This is a genomic window from Lewinellaceae bacterium, assembly GCA_020636135.1.
Lineage (GTDB): Bacteria > Bacteroidota > Bacteroidia > Chitinophagales > Saprospiraceae > JAGQXC01.
Genome location: JACJYK010000001.1, coordinates 869,212 through 891,513, shown reverse-complemented (window position 1 = coordinate 891,513; position 22,302 = coordinate 869,212). Strand labels below are relative to the sequence as shown.

The 22,302-nt window shown below is 48.7% G+C and carries 14 protein-coding genes; 7 read left to right on the top strand and 7 right to left on the bottom strand.

The genetic code is table 11. From position 1 onward, the window contains the following. Window position 1 precedes the first annotated feature (1 nt). Entirely contained in the window at window positions 2-1,108 is a 1,107-nt protein-coding gene (locus H6570_03335) for an aminoglycoside phosphotransferase family protein (protein ID MCB9318290.1), read from the top strand. On the opposite strand, the gene H6570_03330 is transcribed toward H6570_03335, so the two are convergent. After that, entirely contained in the window at window positions 1,091-6,331 is a 5,241-nt protein-coding gene (locus H6570_03330) for a gliding motility-associated C-terminal domain-containing protein (protein ID MCB9318289.1), read from the bottom strand. The genes H6570_03335 and H6570_03330 overlap by 18 nt on opposite strands. Before the next feature lie 230 nt (window positions 6,332-6,561). Here H6570_03330 and H6570_03325 point away from each other — a divergent pair, with 230 nt between their 5' ends. The 4 genes from H6570_03325 to H6570_03310 all read left to right on the top strand — a co-directional run bounded on the left by H6570_03325 (window position 6,562) and on the right by H6570_03310 (window position 14,201). Next, window positions 6,562-7,647 (top strand): pyridoxal-phosphate dependent enzyme, encoded by a 1,086-nt coding sequence (locus H6570_03325; protein ID MCB9318288.1) that lies wholly within the window; start codon window positions 6,562-6,564, stop codon window positions 7,645-7,647. A gap of 155 nt (window positions 7,648-7,802) precedes the next feature. Then, window positions 7,803-8,546, top strand: coding sequence for an outer membrane lipoprotein-sorting protein (locus H6570_03320; protein ID MCB9318287.1), 744 nt, complete (start codon window positions 7,803-7,805; stop codon window positions 8,544-8,546). A gap of 100 nt (window positions 8,547-8,646) precedes the next feature. After that, the gene (locus H6570_03315; protein MCB9318286.1) at window positions 8,647-11,739 is read left to right on the top strand and encodes a hypothetical protein; all 3,093 of its coding nucleotides are present in this window, start codon (window positions 8,647-8,649) and stop codon (window positions 11,737-11,739) included. A 107-nt stretch (window positions 11,740-11,846) separates the two neighbouring features. After that, window positions 11,847-14,201, top strand: coding sequence for a glycoside hydrolase family 127 protein (locus H6570_03310; GenBank protein MCB9318285.1), 2,355 nt, complete (start codon window positions 11,847-11,849; stop codon window positions 14,199-14,201). Window positions 14,202-14,204: 3 nt separating this feature from the next. On the opposite strand, the gene H6570_03305 is transcribed toward H6570_03310, so the two are convergent. The 6 genes from H6570_03305 to trxA form a co-directional block, all read right to left on the bottom strand. Beyond that, entirely contained in the window at window positions 14,205-14,765 is a 561-nt protein-coding gene (locus tag H6570_03305; GenBank protein ID MCB9318284.1) for an acetate uptake transporter, read from the bottom strand. Between the two features lie 414 nt (window positions 14,766-15,179). Further along, window positions 15,180-16,295 (bottom strand): lipid-A-disaccharide synthase, encoded by a 1,116-nt coding sequence (gene lpxB, locus H6570_03300; GenBank protein MCB9318283.1) that lies wholly within the window; start codon window positions 16,293-16,295, stop codon window positions 15,180-15,182. 50 nt (window positions 16,296-16,345) lie between these two features. Continuing rightward, window positions 16,346-17,746: a Gfo/Idh/MocA family oxidoreductase gene (locus H6570_03295; protein MCB9318282.1), complete on the bottom strand. Its 1,401-nt coding sequence runs from the start codon at window positions 17,744-17,746 to the stop codon at window positions 16,346-16,348. A 204-nt stretch (window positions 17,747-17,950) separates the two neighbouring features. Next, window positions 17,951-18,259: a hypothetical protein gene (locus tag H6570_03290; GenBank protein MCB9318281.1), complete on the bottom strand. Its 309-nt coding sequence runs from the start codon at window positions 18,257-18,259 to the stop codon at window positions 17,951-17,953. After that, window positions 18,256-19,023 (bottom strand): 5'/3'-nucleotidase SurE, encoded by a 768-nt coding sequence (gene surE, locus H6570_03285; GenBank protein MCB9318280.1) that lies wholly within the window; start codon window positions 19,021-19,023, stop codon window positions 18,256-18,258. Before surE ends, H6570_03290 begins: the two co-directional genes overlap by 4 nt. A 126-nt stretch (window positions 19,024-19,149) precedes the next feature. Beyond that, on the bottom strand, window positions 19,150-19,467 hold the full coding sequence (gene trxA, locus H6570_03280; protein MCB9318279.1) for a thioredoxin: 318 nt from the start codon (window positions 19,465-19,467) through the stop codon (window positions 19,150-19,152). Between the two features lie 291 nt (window positions 19,468-19,758). Here trxA and H6570_03275 point away from each other — a divergent pair, with 291 nt between their 5' ends. Both H6570_03275 and H6570_03270 read left to right on the top strand, forming a co-directional pair. Next, window positions 19,759-20,634, top strand: a complete 876-nt coding sequence (locus H6570_03275; protein MCB9318278.1) for a carbon-nitrogen hydrolase — start codon at window positions 19,759-19,761, stop codon at window positions 20,632-20,634. 3 nt (window positions 20,635-20,637) lie between these two features. After that, window positions 20,638-21,690, top strand: coding sequence for an agmatine deiminase family protein (locus H6570_03270; GenBank protein ID MCB9318277.1), 1,053 nt, complete (start codon window positions 20,638-20,640; stop codon window positions 21,688-21,690). Window positions 21,691-22,302 lie beyond the last annotated feature (612 nt).

Sequence of the window (22,302 nt, the reverse complement as noted above, 5' to 3'; positions counted from 1 at the left end):
TATGAATAAAACAAGTTGGGATAACGATTGGATCCTACAGGAAATCGTACCTCAGTTTGACCTGGCCTTCGTTCAATCCATTCAAAGTGTGGGCTCTGGACACATCAATGACTCTTACCGGGTCATCACAGATTCTGGTGATGCCTTTCTTCAGCGCATCAATCATCAGGTATTTCGTCCGGTCAAAGAGCTAATGAATAATATGGAGCTGCTGCTTGACCTGATGCACCGCTCTCTTGAAAGCGCCTATCCAAAACTGATCCGGAGCCGTACTGGTGCAAACATGGTTTACGATGCACAATCCGACAGTTACTGGCGAATGACGACTTTCATACCGGGTGCCACCCTGACGAATACCACCGACCCGGAAATTGCCCGCGAAGCAGGAAAAGCCATCGCAACATTTCATCAAAAATCCAGACAACTGGATCCGGCAACATTTTTTCCGGTAATTCCGGATTTCCACGACATGTTCTGGCGCTATGAACAATTCTATGATGCCTGTGCAGAAGACAATTCAGACCGTCTGATGGGTGTTCTACCCCTGGTCGAATGGGTGGAATCCATGGAAGACACCATGACTGCCCTGCCCACAGAGGTCCTGCAGCACCATATCCCAATTCAGGTTGTTCACAATGACACCAAACTCGAGAACATCCTGTTCGATGAACGTCAGGAAGTGATCTGCCTGATCGATCTCGACACGGTAATGCCCGGTACCATCCTGTATGACGTGGGAGACGCGCTGCGGACACTACCGGTCAATCTGCCTGAGGATGCCGTCGATGTCGAAAAACTGGAAATATCAATCCCTCTCACGACTGCTTTCCTGGAAGGTTACCTGGCAATTCAGGGTAAGGAACTCAATGAATATGAGCTTACATGGCTCCCATTTGCCGCTCCCTATATGACATTTATCATGGGTATCCGGTTTTTAACCGATTACCTGTCTGGTGATGTCTATTACAAGACCAAAATTGATAAACACAATTTATTCCGTGCCCGCAACCAGTTTGCACTGGTAAAGAAGTGGCTCGAACTACAACCTGCCTTACAGGCTTTCGTCAGAGAACATTCTCAGAACATCAAATCAGCGGACCAGGGTTAAGTCGCCGGTAATGGTGGTTGTATGCAATACTCCTTCTTCTTCGTATTCTACCGAGATCCGGTAGATGTACGTTCCCGCCGGCACCATTGTACCCCCCACCAACCCATCCCATCCCGGGGTCATGGAAGGAATATCTGCCAACAATGATCCCCAGCGGTTCATGATCTGCATACGGAAGCTCCTGATAACTTTACCCGGTTCAGTATAAACGGTAAAATAGTCGTTAAACCCATCCCCATTGGGTGAGAAGAGGTTTGGGATGTAAATCTCGGGATGGTCACAGTCTTCGATTCTCACCTGAAATGTATCCGATATACTGCATGCCCCGAATTCATACATCAGTATGTACCTGCCGGCGGTGGTAATTGATTTAGCCGGTCCCCGGGTTCCGTCACTCCACACATAATCAAGAGCAGGGATGTCTGCCACCGAAACTTGCCATCCGGAACCGTTGCAAAGCGCCGTATCCGGGAATTGATAAGGCAGTGTATTTGTTATAAAATTGACCTGCATCGTATCGCGGGCACTGCAACCGTTTAAATCCGCCTCAGCCCAATAATGACCGCTCTCCAAAACCTGTCGGAATACGTCAGTGCTCCCATCATCCCAGGTAACAGTTGTTCCACTGGTTTCCACACCCAGTTCAATGGGGCCGGAATTGCACAGGGTGGTATCGCTTCCAAGGTCGATAACCGGAATCGGCTTCAATGAAATTTGCAGTGAATCAGCCTGAATACATCCTCCCAGCGAAGCTTTCAGGACAATTAACGTATCCTCATCAACCATGAGTTTATGTACCTCATCCGTGCTTCCATCTTCCCACACTAAAGTTGCCGGCCTAAGGAAGGCAGCATCAAAACTCCACCAACTCCCGGGACATAGCATCGTATCTGCAGGTAGCTTAACCTGTGGGGTGATCTGTTCAGCGATCAGAAAGGTATCTGTCACGACACAACCACCTGCCTCTATGGAAACCCAGGCGATACCGGGACTATCGAATGCATGGACCGGGCCAGATCCACCATCACTCCACCGCACTTCACCAGAAACATTTCCCAGATCGATGATCTTTGGATCACCCGTGCAGTAGTTCAATGTATCCGGCAATTCAAGACTTCCGGAAGACAAGGTGACCTGTATCGTATCCGAGAAGGAACAACCATCTTTATCCATCACAACTACATAAACGCCGCTGGTCGAAATCAGGATTGAAGATGTAATCTGGCCATCACTCCACAGATAAGTTGCTTCCGGGTCAGCGATCGCCCGCAGGGTATATTCAGTACCGCAAATCAAAGTGTCATTGCCCAAAATAGGTACAGCTGGTATTTTATCAAGGATCCTGAAACTGTCGCGACTGACGCACCCGCCGCTTTCAGCTTCCACCCAGTGCCACCCCGGATAAGTAAAAGAAGCATCCGGACCCAGTGAACCGTCACTCCAGGTAAAAGAAGCTGACCAGGGATCAAGATGGAATGAAACGCTATCCGTACTACAAATGGTGAACAATGTGTCCACCAGTATATTCGGTAAAATGATCTGGTCCAGGTAAATGCTGTCGGTAAATGTGCATCCTCCGGATGAAACGGTAGCCCGGTATATACCTTCTGCAGCTACAGAACGGTTCGGCGTAGTTGCCCCGTCACTCCACAAATAGGTTGCGTGCGGATCCGAAACAGTTATGTCAAATGCATAGGTGCCCTGCTCACATAGGTATGCCGTATCCGCTCCCAGGTCAAATTGAATCCCTTCAGGTGTCCTGATATTCAATGTGTCCCGGTATTCGCAATTTTGACCAAAATAGGCATACAGGGTGACCTGCCCCGGATCATGAACCTCCAGGTAGGAAGTCGAAATGGAATCATTCCAAACATACCACTGTGCACCGATAAGATCCACTTCATTAATTTTTAATGACTGACCAGAACACAGCGTCACATCTGCCCCCAGCAGTCCATCCAGGGTTACACCGCTATTCTGCTCGAACTGCCAGCCCAGATTATTACTGGCATCAACACTGTTTCGGCCGGCAAAAAATGTCGCTCCACCACGGGTCTCCTGGTCCCTGATAATAATGTTATCTCCGCTGACCACACCGCTGGCCATGGACACAACGGATCTTTTACCCGGGTCGGTAGACCGCAGAATGATGTAGGTACACGGAGTTCCCAGGATCCGCCAGTACTGGCCTATGACCTGAACTTTCCCGCTTTCAAGGACATACGTTCTCCCGGCATTGAATATCAAGCTGTCGAAAGTGTTTTCGGCTTCAATTCTGCCACTGCCATAGAATTCCACACGGCGGTATGATCCTCCTACATCGCCCTTGATGGTTCCATTGCCAGCCGGATTACTGAACAAAACATGGTACAATCGGTGCATACCGATGAGGTTAACCTGCGCCCCCACATGAGTAAGCAATAGCCGGGAATGGCCGGCATCAAGATTGACTTCTGGTGCATTTACGTGAAATGTTCCCAAGGTAGCCAGCCCCGCTCCATCCAGTTGAACCAGAGAATTTCCAAGTTTTACCTTCGCCTGATTGTACATCCGGAAAGTATTTCCGATGATGGAATAATCCGCCGTTATCAGGTGACCGTAACTGGCTTCCAGTGCGCGCATGTGCAAATCGTGTTCCAGGGTCCAGGTACCGAGGCCGATGAGTTCGATGGTCTGTGTATAAAAGGTGTCCATCGCGATGATCATATCCGGCGCATCACCCATCATACGGAGGGTTTCCAGAGACCAGTCTGCCTGGCCTTGGATGCGAATAGAGTGGTGTACTTCCAATTTAGGCAGATTGAATTGAATACCAACAACCGGATTGTTCCAGGTAAAGTCAAAACACTGCGCCAGCAACTTGCGGTCGGTATGGACCATCTGTCCGTCTACTGAAAAAGAGTGGTCATCAAAAATGACATTGTCATTGGCCGTAGGAATACATTCCCCGGGTGTTCCACCGGATGCAGCTGCCCAATGCATCGGATCTTCCCATAAGCCGCCTCCGCCAACCCAATAGAGGGTCCTGGCTGGATTCTCTGTAAATGACCAACCCGATGTATTGCCTTCATCGACCGAAGCAGAAGCTTTGATCTGCCCTCCTTCAGCAACAATATCCCGCACAGAAACCATGGACACGGCCTGGTCAGATGCAATCTTAAAAGATACTGCCGTACCAGGCACATTGGACTCAAGAACAGTCAAGCCTGCACAGGAACCGGAGACTTGGAGTTTATCGATATAAAAAGATGCACTGGTATTTCCAAATGAATAATGCTGTCCCGCGCCCAGACTTAATGTCCCAAAATGATGTGTGCCCAAAAATATTCCACGCCCCAGGATGGCAACCTCATCTATGCGGATGTCAAGATTCCCAAACCGGTTTAAAGTGATCTCATCCGCCTGAGAGTTCAGACTGTGAAGATGCAGGGTATTGCCTGTGCCGACATTAAAAAACGTCGCATTATTTCCCCAAAATATAAGATCAGCCAGATCGCCTGTGACGGTCATGCCACTCATCTGCAAGTTCCAGCTGTTTAGCCGTATGGTACTATTGCCAAGTTTTAGTCGACGTATTTCATAGGTCTGGGACTCTATGCCCTGGACATCAAGAGGCATTCCATTTAAGTCAAGTTCACCCTTTTTCAGACTCAGGGTACTTGTTGAAACCAATTTGCTCTTCAGTACCCAGCTACCGGAGCCATTGAACTTTACCGGTCCGGAAAATCCGGTGCCGGCAGGATCTATGCTATTGCCAGGTCCGGCAGACTGAAACGAAATACTTCCATAAAAGGCATTGATCATTCCCGGATCAAAAAGGAGGGAACCATTGATGACCAGGCTTACATCTTCTTTAGAATACATAACCGGCTTGCCGGTAGGAGCATCCCAGGTCATATTATTGCATTCGGCCATGGCTATCTTCACGGTGACGCTATCCTGACCTGTGATGAAGGACTTCGAATCAAAAAATACATCATCAGAGCCGGAGGGTATACATGCTCCCCCACTCCCTCCAGAGGTCAGTGACCAGTGGTAGGGGTCACTCCAGTCACCTTGTCCATTGACCCAATACAATTTTTTTGAGCCGGACGGATTGGCTATAACCCATCCCGTTGTTATCCCTGTGCCACTGCTGTTGCCGGCTGAAAAAACGCTACCGATTGCCTCAATATCCTGGATGCGTACATATTCAACCGATTGACTTACATCCGACTGCAGTGTAGCCGATACGCCGGGCTGGTCTGAACTTAAAAGAACCGGAGCTTCACAGGACCCGACAGCTACCAGCTGCCTGACCGGATACCAATTGGTAGCAGCGAATGTGTAGGTATGCCCGGCCGTCAATTCCAGCCGGTCCGTTTGAACCGGGCCACGGAACACTGCATTACTGCCCATCGTCAGATTGGAAAATGATATGTTCGGGATGGTTCCGCTAGCTGTTTTGTTATTGATGGTAAGCAGGCCATTGACATCGGTCGTGGATAAGGTAGCAAATGCCACCGGTTTACTTCCACCCAGTTGGACACTACAACTGCTCCCGCCCATCCAGATGGCTGATGCATTGGAGTTCAGATTTACCATGTCGGTTTGAACAAATAAGTCATTGGTATTTCCTGAAAATTGAATGGTACTGTTTTGCCAGGTGATTGTGGAAGATCCCATAGGATCCAGCCGGATGGAGGCTGCCTGGATACGGTATCCACCGCTATTCCAATTGCCTCCCATCAGGCGAATGGCATTTCCTGCAACCAGATTACTTTTCTGGGAGAGGGTATTACCGGATCCAAGATTGATTTCCAGATCGCCCAGCAGGGTTATACCACCAGTATTGATTTGTGTGACGGTACCGCTTCCCCAGAGGATGGTTTTGCCCTGGAGGCTCCATTGCATATCGCCAATCATAAGATCGCCATATACATTCAGGATCGATCCGGAGGATCCCGATAAAGTCGGCATTCCTGAAACGCTTTTCCATTCCATTCCGGCGCAAAAGACTTCGCCTACGATGGTCACAGTCTGATTGGGAGCTGAAAAGGAGTTATTATCAAAGATGACCCGGTCGAGAAAGCTCGGTACAGCGACTTGTTGGGTGCTTCCCCCTGAGGTGGTGGACCAATGGGTGATATCCGTCCAGTTTCCACTACCTCCTACCCAATAATAATCCGCACCCCAGAGGACCGTGGCATAAACGATCAGGATGGATGTAAAAACTAATCTCATGAAACCATTTCGGTGACAAAAACGAGGACGTAGAAATAGGTATGAAAATTCCATACCAAAAATGATTATCGCCGTGCCCATGGCATACTCCATTCATTGCCGCACCAGTGAATGCAATTATAATGGGACACGACAATCCTTATCTCAGGAGAGTGACTTCGATCTGTTGATGAGTCTATATTGTTCGAAATTCAAACCAATCCTTTCATAGCCTGTTTGTTAATGTATATATGGAAACTCCCGGTATTGTGATTGATCCCTTATTGGATGGTGTAAGCACCCTGCATGAATCCATTTCCTCCGAATCGCTTGAGCTGAGCCAGTATGTTCGAAACCCACAGAATGCCCTGATTGACCGGCTTGATGCGTATACGGACATCATCAATATCGAGATTGGTGACACCTCACTGATCCGGGCCCGGAACTTTGAGCGGGAATTTGATCTGAAACAGATTTGGCTAAAATTTGAAGGAAACAACCCATCCGGGACCCAGAAGGACCGCATCGCCTTTGCTCAATGCCTTGATGCTTTACGCCGGGAATACGACACCATCACGCTGGCCACCTGCGGCAATTATGGGGCTGCAATAAGTCTGGCTGCAAACCTGGCGGGGTTGCGCTGCCTGGTCTGTATTCCGGAAACCTATCACACTGAACGGGTGCAGGAAATGGAGGCCCAGGGCGCTCAAATCATCCGTACACCAGGGAAGTACGAGGATGCGGTATGGTACTCCCGGAAACTGGCTGAAGATGAAGGTTACTATGACGCCAATCCGGGAGGGAGCAATTCAGCTATTCAAATCATGGCTTATGCGGAAATAGCCAATGAATTGTACGATGTCCTCCGTGACGCTCCGAAGATCATCGCCGTTCCGGTCTCCAATGGCACTTTGCTCGCGGGAATCTACCGGGGGTTTGCAAGCTTATACAAAAGAGGCAAAACGTCCCGTATTCCACGTTTTGTCGCTGCCTCCTCTTATAAAAAGAACCCCATCATTTATTCCTTCAAGAAAGGCCTGGAAACCTGCGTCAATATCGAAGAAGATAAGATCAAGGAATCCCGTATCAACGAACCACTCATTAACTGGCACAGCTTCGACGGAAACGAGGCATTATGGGCTCTCAACCAAAGCCAGGGGGATGCATTTGACATCAGTGACCACAAGATGATGCAGTACAGCCGCCAACTGAAACAAAAAGAAGGTCTGCATGTCTTACCGGCATCCACGGTAGGGCTGGCAGCACTGCTGGAGATGCACAAGGCAGACCGGTTGGAGGGTGATCGCTATGTGGTTATTCTTACTGGCAGACACTGATCTGGCGCTTTTCTGGCTCCAAATGTCCAGGCACTTGGCCCCGTTCGTCGAAATACTTCGTCAACCGGCTCTTATCCATGTATCTTTCCAGTGTACTGGTACGTTCTGATATCTTTACGCATACTTGATTTATTAGTTCACGAAATACAATCTTAATGAGAACGATTTTTTTCGCTTTGCTGACCGGTTTGCTGGTCACCAATTTTTCCTATGCTCAAACGGCTGATGAAGTCATCGAGTCCTACCTGGAGACGATAGGAGGACGTGATGCCTTAACGGCGATCAAGACCATGAAGTCTGAAGGCAAAGTCAACTTTCAGGGTATGGAAATACCTTTTGTGATGTATCAAAAGGTTCCCGGATCTCAGAAATTGGTCATTAATTTCCAGGGTCAGGAAATCACCCAGATGTCATTTGACGGCAATGAAGGCTGGGGTACCAATTTCATGACCATGCAACCTGAAAAATGGGAGTCGGAGGACAGTGAAATCATGAAATCCGAAATGGATTTCCCGGAAGTTTTCCTCAATTACAAAGATAAGGGGTACACTGCCGAAATCGAAGGTGAAGAAAACATCGAGGGCACCGATTGCTACCGCCTGAAACTGACGAAGAAACCAATTACCGTTGATGGAAAAGAAGAAGAAAACTTTACATACTATTTCTTCGATAAAGAAACCAATGTACCGGTAATGGTTCGAAGCATGATTCACAAAGGTGATATGAAAGGCAAATCACAGGAGACTTTCATGAGTGATTACCAGGAAGTATCCGGTGTCTACCAACCGTTTACCCTGCAGATCAAACTCGATGGACAAGTCATGCAAAGTTTGACAATGGACAAAGTGGAAGTCAACATCGATATGGATGATTCGGTGTTTGCATTTCCCGGAAAGTAAACAGAAGTGGGAGCCTGCGGGTGGTTCCAATTACCTGCCGGCTTCCTCGTTCTTTTAAGCCAACTGAACATCCCCATTCTCAACAAAACTTGATGATATAATGAAAAAACTATATACGTTGGTCGCAGCGTTGCTGCTTTCTTTACCCACTTTCAGCCAACAGCCCATTACCATTAAAGGAGAAGAGCTTTTCGGTGGACTGAGAGGCCGCCACATCGGCCCGGCATTGATGAGTGGCCGTATTTCCCGCGTCACCGGCCACCCGACAGATTCCAGGATCATATATGTGGGAGCTGCCGGCGGCGGTGTCTGGCGTTCTGTGGATGCCGGTGTGACCTTTTCTTCCATCTTCGATAAATATGCCCAATCCATTGGCGCCATTGCTGTCGACCCTACCGATCCGGATCAGACGGTATGGGTAGGTACCGGTGAAACCTGGACCCGTAACAGCGTCTCTATAGGTGACGGAATCTACAAGACCACTAATGGTGGACAGAGCTGGAACAGCATGGGCCTTGAAAAATCCGAACACATCGCCAGCATTCAGATTGATCCGACGAATCACGACGTCGTCTATGTTGCGGTCATGGGCGCTCTGTGGGGCGACAGCGAAGATCGCGGCGTATATAAGACCATCGACGGTGGTAAGACCTGGTCAAAAATCCTGTACGTAAATCCTACAACCGGCTGTTCTGACCTGGCCATGGATCCCCGTGATCCCAAGGTCCTCTATGCAGCCTTTTGGGAGTTTCGCCGCACTGCCTGGTCTTTCAGCTCTGGAGGAGCATCTAGTGCACTCTACAAATCCACGGACGGAGGACAAACCTGGAATAAGATACACAATGGGTTCCCGGCAGGCCAACTGGGCCGCTTTGCCATCGCCATCGCGCCTTCCAATCCGGACATTGTTTACGCCGTGGTCGAAGCGGAAAAGGCAGAGGACAAAGGATTGTACCGTTCAGAAGATGCCGGTCAAACCTGGAAACACCTGAACTCGGATTTTGGACTCACGGTAAGACCTTTCTATTTTTCCCGTATCGTCATTGACCCTACCAATCCGGACATCATTGTCAAGGCCGGATTAAATGGATCCATCAGTAAGGACGGTGGAAAGACCTTCCGCGATATTAACGGTGGCGTTCATTCAGACCTGCATGATTTCTGGTTTGACCCCAATCACCCATCGACGATCTATCTAGGTTGCGACGGTGGGGTTTACCGTTCCTGGGATGGCGGGAATGCCTGGGAGATGGTCAAAGGGTTACCTGTATCGCAGTTTTACCAGGTGGCTGTGGATAATCAAAATCCGTATAAAGTCTATGGTGGTCTGCAGGACAATGGCTCCTGGGTCGGTGTTTCCTCAAAGCCGGGAGGCGTAGAAAACCGCGACTGGATTGGTGTGGGATTCGGAGATGGATTCCGTGTATTCCCCAATCCGGGCGACCCCAATATCGTCTATTCAGAGATGCAGGGTGCAGAAGGTGTCTGGCGCTTTGACCTGAAAAAAAATCAGTCCAAAACCATCAAGCCCTATGCCCAGGAGGGAGATCCTAAGCTTCGTTTTAACTGGAATACTCCCATCACCACCAGCCACCATAACCCCGACAGGTTATACATCGGCAGTCAATACCTCCACAAATCGAACGATCGTGGCGAAAGCTGGACCAAGATCTCGCCGGACCTGACCACCAACGACCCTGCGAAACAACAACAAGCAAATTCGGGAGGATTAAGCACCGACAACTCAGGCGCAGAGAACCATTGCACCATCTTTGCGATCGGCGAATCTCCGGTTGACGAGCAGGTAATCTGGATCGGAACCGACGATGGAAATGTCCAGGTGACCTTTGACGGTGGAAAATCTTGGAGCAATGTAACGGCAAACATTCCAGACTTACCGAAAAACACCTGGGCCTATTTTATTGAACCCAGCCACTTTGACAAACAAGCCGCATATGCCGTATTTGATGGCCACACCGCCAGCGACATGAATCCCTACGTATACAAGACAACCGACGGTGGCAAGACCTGGAAATCACTGGTCACCCCGGATATCAAAGGATTCTGCCGGACCATCCGGGAGGATTACGAAAACAGGAATTTGTTATTCCTGGGTACTGAATTAGGGCTGTACATCACCCTGGACGGAGGCCAGAACTGGTCACAGTTTACGAATAACGTACCTGCCGTAGCCGTCCACTGGATTGCTCAGCAGGAACGGGATGATGCCATCGTGCTGGCTACCCACGGCCGCGGATTGATCGTGATCGACAACATCAACCTATTGCGCCAGATCACTCCGGAAGTCACGACTCAGGAGTTGCATTTCCTGAAAAATAAAACAGCCATCATCCATGAAGCCAGTGGTTATGCAGGTTATTCCGGTGTTGGCGAATTTGTAGGGGAAAACCCATCTTCAGCAGCACAGATCGCTTATTTTATGAAGAGCCGACACACCTTTGGCAAAATGGTCATGGAAATTCTGGATAAGGACGGAAATGTCATTTCAGTCGTCACTCCGGGAAAATCCAAGGGCATCAATATCGTGGACTGGAACTACAGCTATAAGCGACCCAAGGTGGCCAAAGGTAAAACGCTGGCCTTCGGGGGCTTCAGTTCGCCTACCGTCCCTGCCGGAACCTATAAGGTGCGGATCACCAAAGGCAAGAACATCTTTGAAGAAGATCTAATGCTAAAATACGATCCGGAATCAATTCATTCGGAAGCAGATCATATTGCTCAGCACGAGACAGCCATGAAACTTTATCATATGAATGAAGATCTGGCTTACCTGGTGGACGAGATTGACAACCTTCACGAGGCTGGCATGAAATTGCAATCCGATCCGGTAAATAAAAAAATCGCCAACCTCCTGCCAGGGTTTGTCATGGGACTGGAAAAGCTTAAGGAACCACTGGTCGTCATGACGGGGGATAATTATGTGGGCACAGCTGAACCCTTGTTACGCGAGAAAATATCAACGCTTTATGGAGAGGTCGTAGGTTACAATGGCCGGCCTACAGAGGCTCAAATGCAAAACCTGACCTTGTTGGACGGAAAGCTTCAGGAAGCACTAAAATCAATGGAAACCATTCACACCCAACTCAATACCATCAATGGCCTCCTGGTTAAAGCCAAAAAGGAACCGATTAAGGTTCGCTCCAAAGAAGAATTTCTTGCCGCCGATGAATAATCGCAGCTAACTAATTTTCGTCAATTTTGATTGACCTGTTGAGATCCCTGCCTTCGGGCGGGGATTTTTTTTGCCTATTTTCGATTGAACTTTTGAAATTCAGGAACATGCACCGTGGAATATACTTTTCGATTGCCGTTCTTTTTGCCGGTGGCACATTACCAGGTCAGAATATGGCGCCTACCCTGGAATTAGGTCAACTGCTGAAAGTGCAACCAGCCATCCAGCCGAAAGCAACAGGGTTTTCGCTGGCTGATATCCGCCTCCTGGATTCTCCTTTCAAGAGGGCCATGGATATGAATGGCGCCTATCTCCTCGAGCTGGACCCTGACCGGCTTTTACACCGTTTTCATGAATACGCAGGATTACCTGTCAAAGGTGATTTATATGGCGGCTGGGAAGAAGGCACCCTGTCCGGCCACAGCCTGGGACATTACCTCACAGGTTGTGCCCAGATGTATGCTGCCACCGGTGACGATGCTTATAAAGAGCGTACAGATTATGTCGTGGATGAACTGGCGCGCTGCCAGGATGCGAGAGGAACAGGATATATCGGTGCCATTCCGAAAGAAGACTCAACCTGGAATGTGATCGCTTCCGGCCAGATCGTTTCCCGCGGTTTTGACCTCAACGGACTCTGGTCTCCCTGGTACAATCTGCACAAAGTATTTGCCGGCCTGCAGGATGTATACCAGTATACGGGGAATAAAAAAGCGTTGGATATTGCCATCAAATTTGCCGACTGGGTTGATACTAAATTTGCCGGCCTTTCAGAAGCGCAATGGCAGGAGATGCTGCTTTGCGAATATGGTGGGATGAACGATGCACTGGTCAATCTTTACGCGTTGACCGGGGATAAGAAATATCTGGATTTGTCCCGCAAATTTCACGACCGGGCCGTGCTGGATCCCCTGGCACACAGAGAAGACAATCTCGCTGGCAAACACGGAAATACCCAGATCCCAAAAGTGATCGGCTGCGCCCGGCGTTATGAAATGACCGGAGATGCTCAGGACTCCGCCATAGCTCAATTTTTCTGGGATCGCGTGGTCCATCACCATTCCTATGTCACCGGCAGCCATGGCATTTCGGAATATTTCGGAACAGCGGACAAGCTGAACGATAAACTCAGCGATGCCACCGGAGAAAGCTGCAATGTGTACAATATGCTGAAATTGACCCAGCATTTATTCACCTGGTCGGGAGATCCCGTTTATGCCGATTTCTACGAAAGGGCCCTGTACAATCACATCCTGGCATCCATCGACGGCCCCGGAGCATATTGTTATTTTATCCCTTTACGGCAGGGTACCAAAAGGCATTTCAGCAACAAGTTCAACTCTTTCTGGTGTTGTGTCGGGACCGCCATGGAGAACCACGGCAAATACGCCGAACACATCTATTTTACCGGGATGGATGGCAGCCTGATGGTTAATCTTTATCTGCCCAGTGTTTTGTCCTGGCAAGCAAAGGAAGTACAACTGAGTCAGACCGGAGATCCGGCCACCGGGGCTGTAACCATGAAGGTCGGTTGTGATGCTCCCCATGAATTCACCTTGAAATTAAGACATCCTGCGTGGGCGACCCAGGGCATGCGCATCTGGGTTAACGGAGCGCCTGTCCTGTCTCATTACAAGACTGCTGATTATGCCGTGATCCGTCGTATCTGGCATGACGGTGATGTGGTCCGCATCGAAATGCCGGCTGGTCTGCAGGAAGAATCCATGCCGGACAACCCGGACCGTATCGCACTGCTGTACGGCCCGTACGTATTGGCCGGGAAACTGCCTGAAACAGTGGAGGATCCGTTGTTCGAAGTACCTGTGATCGTCACAGAAGATCGTTCACCCAATTCCTGGGTAATCCAGGACGAACAGGCTCTGGCTTTTCACTCTGAACATAGTGGGAGACCTTACGAACTTTCCTTTATACCGTTTTACCGGGCCGATACCATCCGATATACCACGTACCTCGATTACTTTACCGATGCCGGATGGGAGCAGCGCAAAAAAGATTTCCTCGCCAAGCAACAAAAAGAAGCCGAAATCGAAAAAAGGACTGTGGACATCATGCGATTAGGGGAAATGCAACCCGAGCGTGATCACCATCTCACCAGTGTGGAAGCCTCCTATGTCTACGACGAATCCGGCCGGAAAGGTCGTGATGCCCGCAACGGAGGTTATTTTGAATTTGACATGAAAGTCGACCCACAGGCCCCCATGCAACTGTTGGCAACTTATTGGGGTTCAGACCGCGGCAAACGTTCGTTTGACATCCTGATCAATGGAAAGATTATCGGCTCCCAACAACTGAATGAGAACTTCCCGGGTGTTTTTTTTGACGTGGAATATCCGATCCCTCCTGCATTGAGCCATGGCAAAAATACCGTCCGCGTCCGCTTCCAGGGACATGAAGGCAACACCGCTGGTGTGGTCTATGGTGTCCGTACTTTAAAGCGCTGATCTTTATCCGACCGGTAAGATTTGTTTTTCACGTGTCTCATTAATCACCTCGGCCATTGCCAGATAAATTGCTGATGCCCCACATACCATGCCTTCCCAACCAGCAATGGTGCCGATGATGGCTGAGCCACTCCAATCCCGGATAGCAAGAAGCAAAAACAGGATCCAGAGGGAAAGGAAGATGAACTGCAGGACTTTGTTCTTGTTAAATGTCCCTATCCACATAAAGAAAGTAAACACACCCCACAGGAATAAGTACCATCCCATAAATGCTGCCCCGGTAGCTTCGCCTTTTGCCCAGCCAAATTCCGGAAATACCCACAAGGCAACCAGGGTGATCCAAAACAATCCATAGGAGGTAAAAGCGGTGGTACCAAATGTATTTCCTTTTTGGAATTCAAGAATCCCTGCAATTACCTGCGCAATGCCTCCGTAGAATATACCCATCGACAGGATCATGGCGCTTACCGGGAAAAATCCTGCATTGTGGATATTCAGCAATACGGTGGTCATACCAAAACCCATCAGGCCCAGAGGCGCCGGATTGGATAATTTCGCATCCATAATTTGTAAAATTTGTGATCATTAGGCTACAAAGACAACCCCTTCAGTGGTGTCCGTAATCTGAAGTATTAAGGTTGGCATTTTCTGAATTTCACAAGTTAGCAGGTGTGCCAATCCGAATTGATGAGTTGGGTCATGCCATGGAATAGATCAGATCATATCCACCCATCCGGTGGGTAATTCCGTTTTGATGCTAATTTTTTAGTTGTCAGGCAACAAACCATTACAGACCATCGTTTAATTAACAATATGTAAATGAGCCGTTCATACTCAGTTAACACAGAGGCGATACATTTGCAGCGTATGGATGGCTATACAAAAGAGTATAGTTCGATTAAAAGAAATTTGTTTCAATATTTCGCTTTAAGGGTTACCATTCTCAAGAAAAAGTCGACCATAACCGGTTGACTTTTTTTATCCCCGGACTGGAACGTCCTGACAAATAAGCTCCCCCGCCCGCTGTGATGCGCCCGGACCTCCAAGAATGGCCTTTAGTTTAACCACTTCTTTCGCCCACTGTCCTTCCGCATTCAGATTCAACAGGACCCTGAGGGCCTGAACAATACTCTCAGGAGTGCACTCATCCTGGATCAATTCGGGAACCAATGGTTTATCCAGGATCAGGTTGACCAGCGAGATGTACTTGACGCGTATCAGCCTTTTAGCTATCTGGTAGGATACCGGGCTCCCTTTATACACGACCACTAGAGGAACCCCAAACAAGGCGGTTTCCAGTGTCGCCGTTCCGGAGGTAACAACAGCTCCCGAGGCCGATGCCAATAAATCATAGGTACGGCCAGTAATGACCGGAACCTGATCATCCCGCAGGCCCGCATTATGGATAATATCGGAATACAGCAATGAATCCTGATGAGGTACACCTGCGATGACGAATTGATAGCCTGGAAAATGACGGACGACACCCAGCTGGACAGGGAGCAACCGTTCAATTTCCTGCTTGCGGCTACCGGGTAAGATTGCTATAACCGGCAGTTCAGTTTCAAGACTCAATGGTTCTGCCTTGTATTCCGGGATCACATCCAATAAAGGATGTCCGACATAATCTGCCTTCATCGAAAATCTTTCATAGAATGCCGGCTCAAAAGGCAAAATACACAGCATCTTGCGTATACTGGCCTTCAGTGCATATCCACGTTTTTCTTTCCAGGCCCAGATTTGAGGAGAGATGTAGTAATAAACCGGGATTTGCTTTGATTTTGCCCATTTCGCGATCCGCATATTAAAACCCGGGTAGTCGATCAAAATGAGCGCATCCGGCTTAAAGGCCAATAGGTCCTCCCTGCAAAATGATAAATTTCGCATGATGGTACCCAGGTGCCTGACTACTTCCACAAATCCCATGAAAGCAAGATCCTTATAATGCTTGCGCAGTTGGGCACCGGCAGCCTCCATCTTCTCGCCACCCCAGGCATATATGGTAGCATCCTTGTCCAGGGTATGAATTGCCCTGATCAGATTGCTTCCGTGCAAATCGCCGGATGCCTCGCCTGCAATGACGTAATAACGCATGATGCTTCCTTTAACCCAAATCAGCCATTACTGTTGACTGCGGACCCGGATCAGACACTTTCCATGATACTTAACTTGCGGTTCCCCTGCCAATGGCCTCGGGTAAAATCCGGAAACTGTACCGGACTGGAACCCAGTTGAACGGATATCGCGGAGATCGGCGTCACCCCGGACCATACTGCCGCATCGTAGACATCCATATCCAGAGGCAATCCTTGGTGCAGATTGTCGATAAGGCGATACATCATCACGAAGTCCATACCGCCATGCCCGCCATTCTTCTCGATTTCAGCCTTCAACTTATCCCAGATGGGGTGCTTGTATTGTTCCCGGTATTTCTTGTATTCCTCTTCGGGCAGCCAATCATGTTCTTCTTTACCCAATATGGAGAGCCGGCTCGGGTAACCTTCATGATATCCTTTCGTACCAGCCAGTGCATTAATCCGGTTATAAGGCCGTGGCGTCACCACATCATGGTGAACGGTAATCAACCGGCCTTTATCTGTCTTGATCAATGAGGTGTTCATATCGCCATGGGCGTAATCGGTCCGATTGTAAAACTCATTGTCTGGCTCAATGGACCGGGAAGCTTCAGACAAGCTCGCCTGAAGCGAAGACATCGAAACCAGATGATCAAAGCGGTCTCCTCTTCCGATGCCCATGTATTGTGCTACGGGGCCCAGACCATGGGTGGGGTACAGATTCCCGTCAGTCGTAACATGATGGCGTATCCGCCATTGATTGTAATAGCCAGTCTTACTCAGCATGGAGTCCCGCAAATTGTGGATGTAGGCACATTCACCGTAGGTCAGTGTACCCAGGACGCCCTGCTCTGCCATATTCAGCAGCCAGAGCTCTTCATCCCCGTAACAGACATTCTCCATCATCATGCAGTTGAGCTGGGTCTCTTCTGCGGTATCGACCATTTCCCAATGTTCGGCAAGGGTCACGGCAGCAGGCACTTCAGTAGCTACGTGTTTACCCTGACGCATGGCTTCGACACACATGGGTACATGGTTTTCCCAGGGAGTCACCACGATAACCAGGTCGATATCATCCCGCTTTACCATCTCTTTCCAGGCATCGGCATTCCCTGTATACACGGCAGGGTTCTGTCCATTCTCTTTTAAAAAATCCGCTGTCTTCTGAGCATATTCCGGCCGGATATCACAGATCGCTGTCAGTTTGGCCTTGGGATACAGAGCATGGACCAGTTTGGCGTGGAAGCTTCCCCGGTTACCCAATCCGATCATCCCGACTTTAACCTGATCCAGCGGCGCTTTCTTCAGGCCCATGACCGACTTTCCCCGTGCCTGCGGTGTTGAAGTAAGATCTTCCAGCTTGCGCTCTATGGCGCTGCGACTCATCTGATCGGGAGCAATCCCCAGGAATGTGGCAGCTATAGCGGAAGATCTGATGAATTTCCTCCGGCTATTTAGTTGATGATCCATGGCTGTATATTTAATTGGTTAAGGATTTCAAGATAGGTTTATGTTGGCATTTCTTATTCATGGCCAGAATGGAAATTACCTTTTGTTTGTGCAATCGCTCCCACTGTCATTGTCCCATCACGAGGAAGGGATCCATAGGTTGTAAGATCTCTTGTCATGAATTGATTGAGCTATGAAGTAACTAAAAATCAGAGATCACTCAATCTATCCAAACAATACGCTGGCAAAGCGAACAACCCAGGCAACTACGAGAAGGAAGGTAGCTAAAACCACTCCGCGCATGCTGTCAGGTGCATAGTTTTTACTAAACAAACGCATCAACAGCAAGTTGGAACAAATGGCTACCAATGCAAGGGTACGTGTTCGGAAAGTTGGTGAGAAACTGACATTGGCTAATAAATCGTGGTCTTCCATAAAATCGTAAATCGTAAGCAGGATCCCGTACAGGGCTACCGGCAGGCATACTCCCAGCAATAAACCCAATGCCAGATTGTTGCGTTTAAAAAACGTCATACTTCCAAATATTTTAGTCCAGGTAATGAAGCGTAAGTAGTCAGGTCATGTCCGGAAGGCACCACCGAGATGTAATCGTTTTGCAGCGCCCAGATGTCAGTGTCGTCAGCATGATCATCGACCTGAAATACACCGGTAAGCCAATAGTATTTCTGGCCTCGCGGATCCACTGCCTCCATAAATTCTTCGCGCCAGCGGCCCTCCGCCTGCTTGCACACCTTGATACCACGGATACGGCCATGGTCCGGGTAAGGAATATTGACATTGAGCAGACGGCTGTGCGGGATGCCACGTTCCATCACATCCCGGACGATCTTATCCACGTAAGGCCGGCAAGGATTGAAGTCTGCATCAAAGGCAAAGTTCAATAGCGAAAACCCGATGGAGTTTATTCCTTCCAGGGATGCTTCCATGGCGGCAGACATGGTGCCTGAATAAATGATGTTAATGGATGCATTCGAACCGTGATTGATACCCGATACACATAAATCCACTTTACGGTCTTTCAGGACGATGTGTTTAGCCAGTTTGACACAATCGACGGGTGTACCATTGCATTCATAGGCTTCCAGGCCCGGGAATACATTCACCTTATTGATCCGCAGCGGCTCCTCCAGGGTCACTGCGTGGCCTTTACCCGACTGGGGAGAATCGGGTGCAACCACGACGACATCGCCATGGGCACGGACGATGTCAACCAATACCCGGATGCCAGGCGCCACGATCCCGTCATCATTGGTCACTAAAATCAAGGGCTTGCTCATGGCTGCAAAATAAGACATTTACAGCCAGACTCCTTATAATGGAGTGAATTAGATATTAATTATTTTAAGCAGGTGTTCATGCCGGTCCCTCAGGAATCCGGGTAGTGAAACACCCTGAAGAGTATATCAGGCGGAAGCGGCTTCTTTTTCCAGCAAACTCACGAGGGATTGCATGGGTTGCATCCCCGACTGACGCCACAGCATTTTACCTTTTTTAAAGATCATAAAGGTCGGTACACCCTGGACCTTGTATTTGCTGGCCAGGGTCGGATTACGGTCAACATCAATTTTGACGATCCGTGCTTTGTCACCCACTTTGGATGCTACCTGCTGGAGTACCGGCGCCATGGCTTTACAGGGGCCACACCATTCGGCTGAAAAATCCACCAGAACCGGTTTGTTGCTGCTGATGATGTCTTTGAAGGATACTTTTTTTGTTTTCACGAGGAGTTGATTAAGGATTTAGAAATGTCCGGTTACCGTCGAACCGCATCACAAAAGTGAAACATTCTCCCGGTAGTCTGCGTGACGGGAGTCACATGGTAATTTTGAAGGTGGATGTTGCATGTTGAATGGGCCCGGAATTAATCAAAAAATTGCAACCGGAGACCTGCCCCTGGGAATTGCTTGGTTAACCTAATTTTGAATGTGGTCGATTCCTTTTCCCGTTACTTGTGCGAATTGCTGCGTCCAAAGCGGGAAAACGTTAATTTTGCACCGCTAAATGCAATAACTATGGCCAATGTACAGGTGGGTATTATTCAGATGAGCTGTGTGGCGGACAAGGCTCAAAACCTGGATAAAGCTCAGCAGCGGATCCGACTGGCTGCCGCAAAGGGAGCACAAATCATCTGCCTGCAGGAGTTGTTCACTTCACTCTATTTCTGTGACGAGGAGAATTACGACAATTTTGCCCTCGCAGAGACGATACCCGGACCTTCAACCAATGTTCTGGGACCATTGGCCAAAGAGTTGAATGTGGTCATCATTGCATCCCTTTTTGAAAAGCGGGCCCCTGGTCTCTATCACAATACGGTGGCCATCCTGGATGCAGATGGGAGTTACCTTGGCAAATACCGCAAAATGCACATCCCTGATGATCCGGCCTATTATGAGAAGTTTTACTTTACACCCGGTGATTTAGGATACAAAACGTTCAAGACCAGCTATGGCACCATAGGTGTCCTGATATGCTGGGACCAATGGTATCCGGAAGCTGCCCGCATTACCGCTCTGATGGGCGCGGAAATGCTCTTTTATCCAACTGCCATAGGCTGGGCGACCGACCAGGATGAGGCAACCAACAGTGAGCAATACCAGGCCTGGCAGACCATCCAGCGCAGCCACAGTGTGGCCAACGGTGTCCCTGTCATATCGGTCAACCGGGTAGGTTTCGAGCAAAATGGTGCCATGCAATTTTGGGGTGGCTCCTTCATAACCAATGCTTTCGGCCGCATACTGTATCAGGCATCCCATGAAGAGGAGGAGATCCATGTGGAAAACATTGACCTGGCTCAATCGGATCGCTACCGCACCCATTGGCCTTTCCTGCGGGATCGCCGAATCGATTCTTACCAACCTCTGCAGAAAAGGTTCATCGACGAAGTATAATCTATGGATAACACTGCCATGACGCCCCGACAACTCGGATACCGGTTCCCTGCTGAATTTGAGCCGCACGAAGCCATGTGGCTGAGCTGGCCGCATAACCCGGATACCTGGCCGGGCAAGATCGAAACCATCTATCCGTCCTATTGCGCCTTTATCAAGGAAGTAACGAAAAGTGAAGAGGTCCGGATCAATGTCGTAGATGAAGCTATGAAGGTGAAAGCCCGGCAGATGCTTCACGAAGCGGGGGTATCTCCGGACCGGATACGGTTCTATCACCATCCCACGAATGACGCATGGTGCAGGGATCACGGCCCTGCATTTGTAATTAACCCGAATGCTGCCCAGCCCAAAGCCATCATTGATTGGGGCTATAATGCCTGGGGTGGTAAATATCCTCCGTACGATCTCGATGATGTAATTCCTACCCTGATCGGAGAAAAGCTGGGATTGCCCGTTTTCTACCCGGGTATCGTTATGGAAGGCGGTTCGGTTGAGTTCAATGGTGACGGCACCCTGATAACTTCCACCGCCTGCCTGCTCAATCCAAACCGAAATCCGGATCTCAATCAGGGCCAGATTGAAGCACTGCTTTGCGAATATTATGGCGTGGAACAGATACTCTGGGTCGATGAAGGCATCATTGGTGACGACACCGATGGCCATATCGATGACACCGTTCGGTTTGTTAACCGGGACACCGTTCTCACTGTGATCGAGGACAACGTCCGGGATGAGAATCACGCCTTGTTGCAACAGAATCTGAAACAGCTTCAATCCATGCGTTTACGTGATGGGCAACCCTTAAACATCATAGAATTACCCATGCCTGATCCGGTGTATTATCAGGGTCAGCGTTTACCGGTATCGTATGCAAACTTCTATATTGCCAACCATGCTGTTATCGTACCGGTATTTCATAGCTCAAAGGATGACACTGCCTTACGGATCATTCAGGACTGTTTCCCCGGCCGTCAGGTAGTCGGAATCGATTCCCGCGATATCATCTGGGGACTGGGCAGCTTTCATTGCCTCAGCCAGCAGGAACCCTCTGTCTGATTTTGATTTCCAAGTGACAAACAGTACAAAGCATTGAGAAATGCACTATAACCATTGAGGTGAATACTATTTCATTACCTCCATGAAAGTTATGTGTATTGCACATGAAAGATTGTCAAGCTGACAACTTTTCCGGCGAGGCCGTTTTCTCCGTACCTCGGCATTTCTTTTTTCCCGGGAAGACCGGTGGCAAATTCATCACTTTCCAAATATTAACTGAATTGGCAGAGTCCTCATGATGGCTTCTTCTCATGGCCGGCCTCCATTTGACTGCAGGAATGAAGTATTAGACTCATAAATTATATGTAATAGGTAATTTATACATACCTAAAATGATTAACTTATCACAGCCTGACATATTACCTATAATCACCATGCTTAAGATAGTTTGATAATCAATACAATACATTAATAATGTATACACATTGAGTTAAACATGCATATATTCCTGGGTATTAATAACTTAATTAGTTATAATATGTAATAGGTACTTATTGTGGGTTAATCCTGAGTTCTTATTAAATCAGTCGCCTAAATTGCAGGTCGAATAAGATCCCGGCTATACATCATGCTCCGGCAATTGAGCCATTTAGCAATTCCTCATCAAACAGT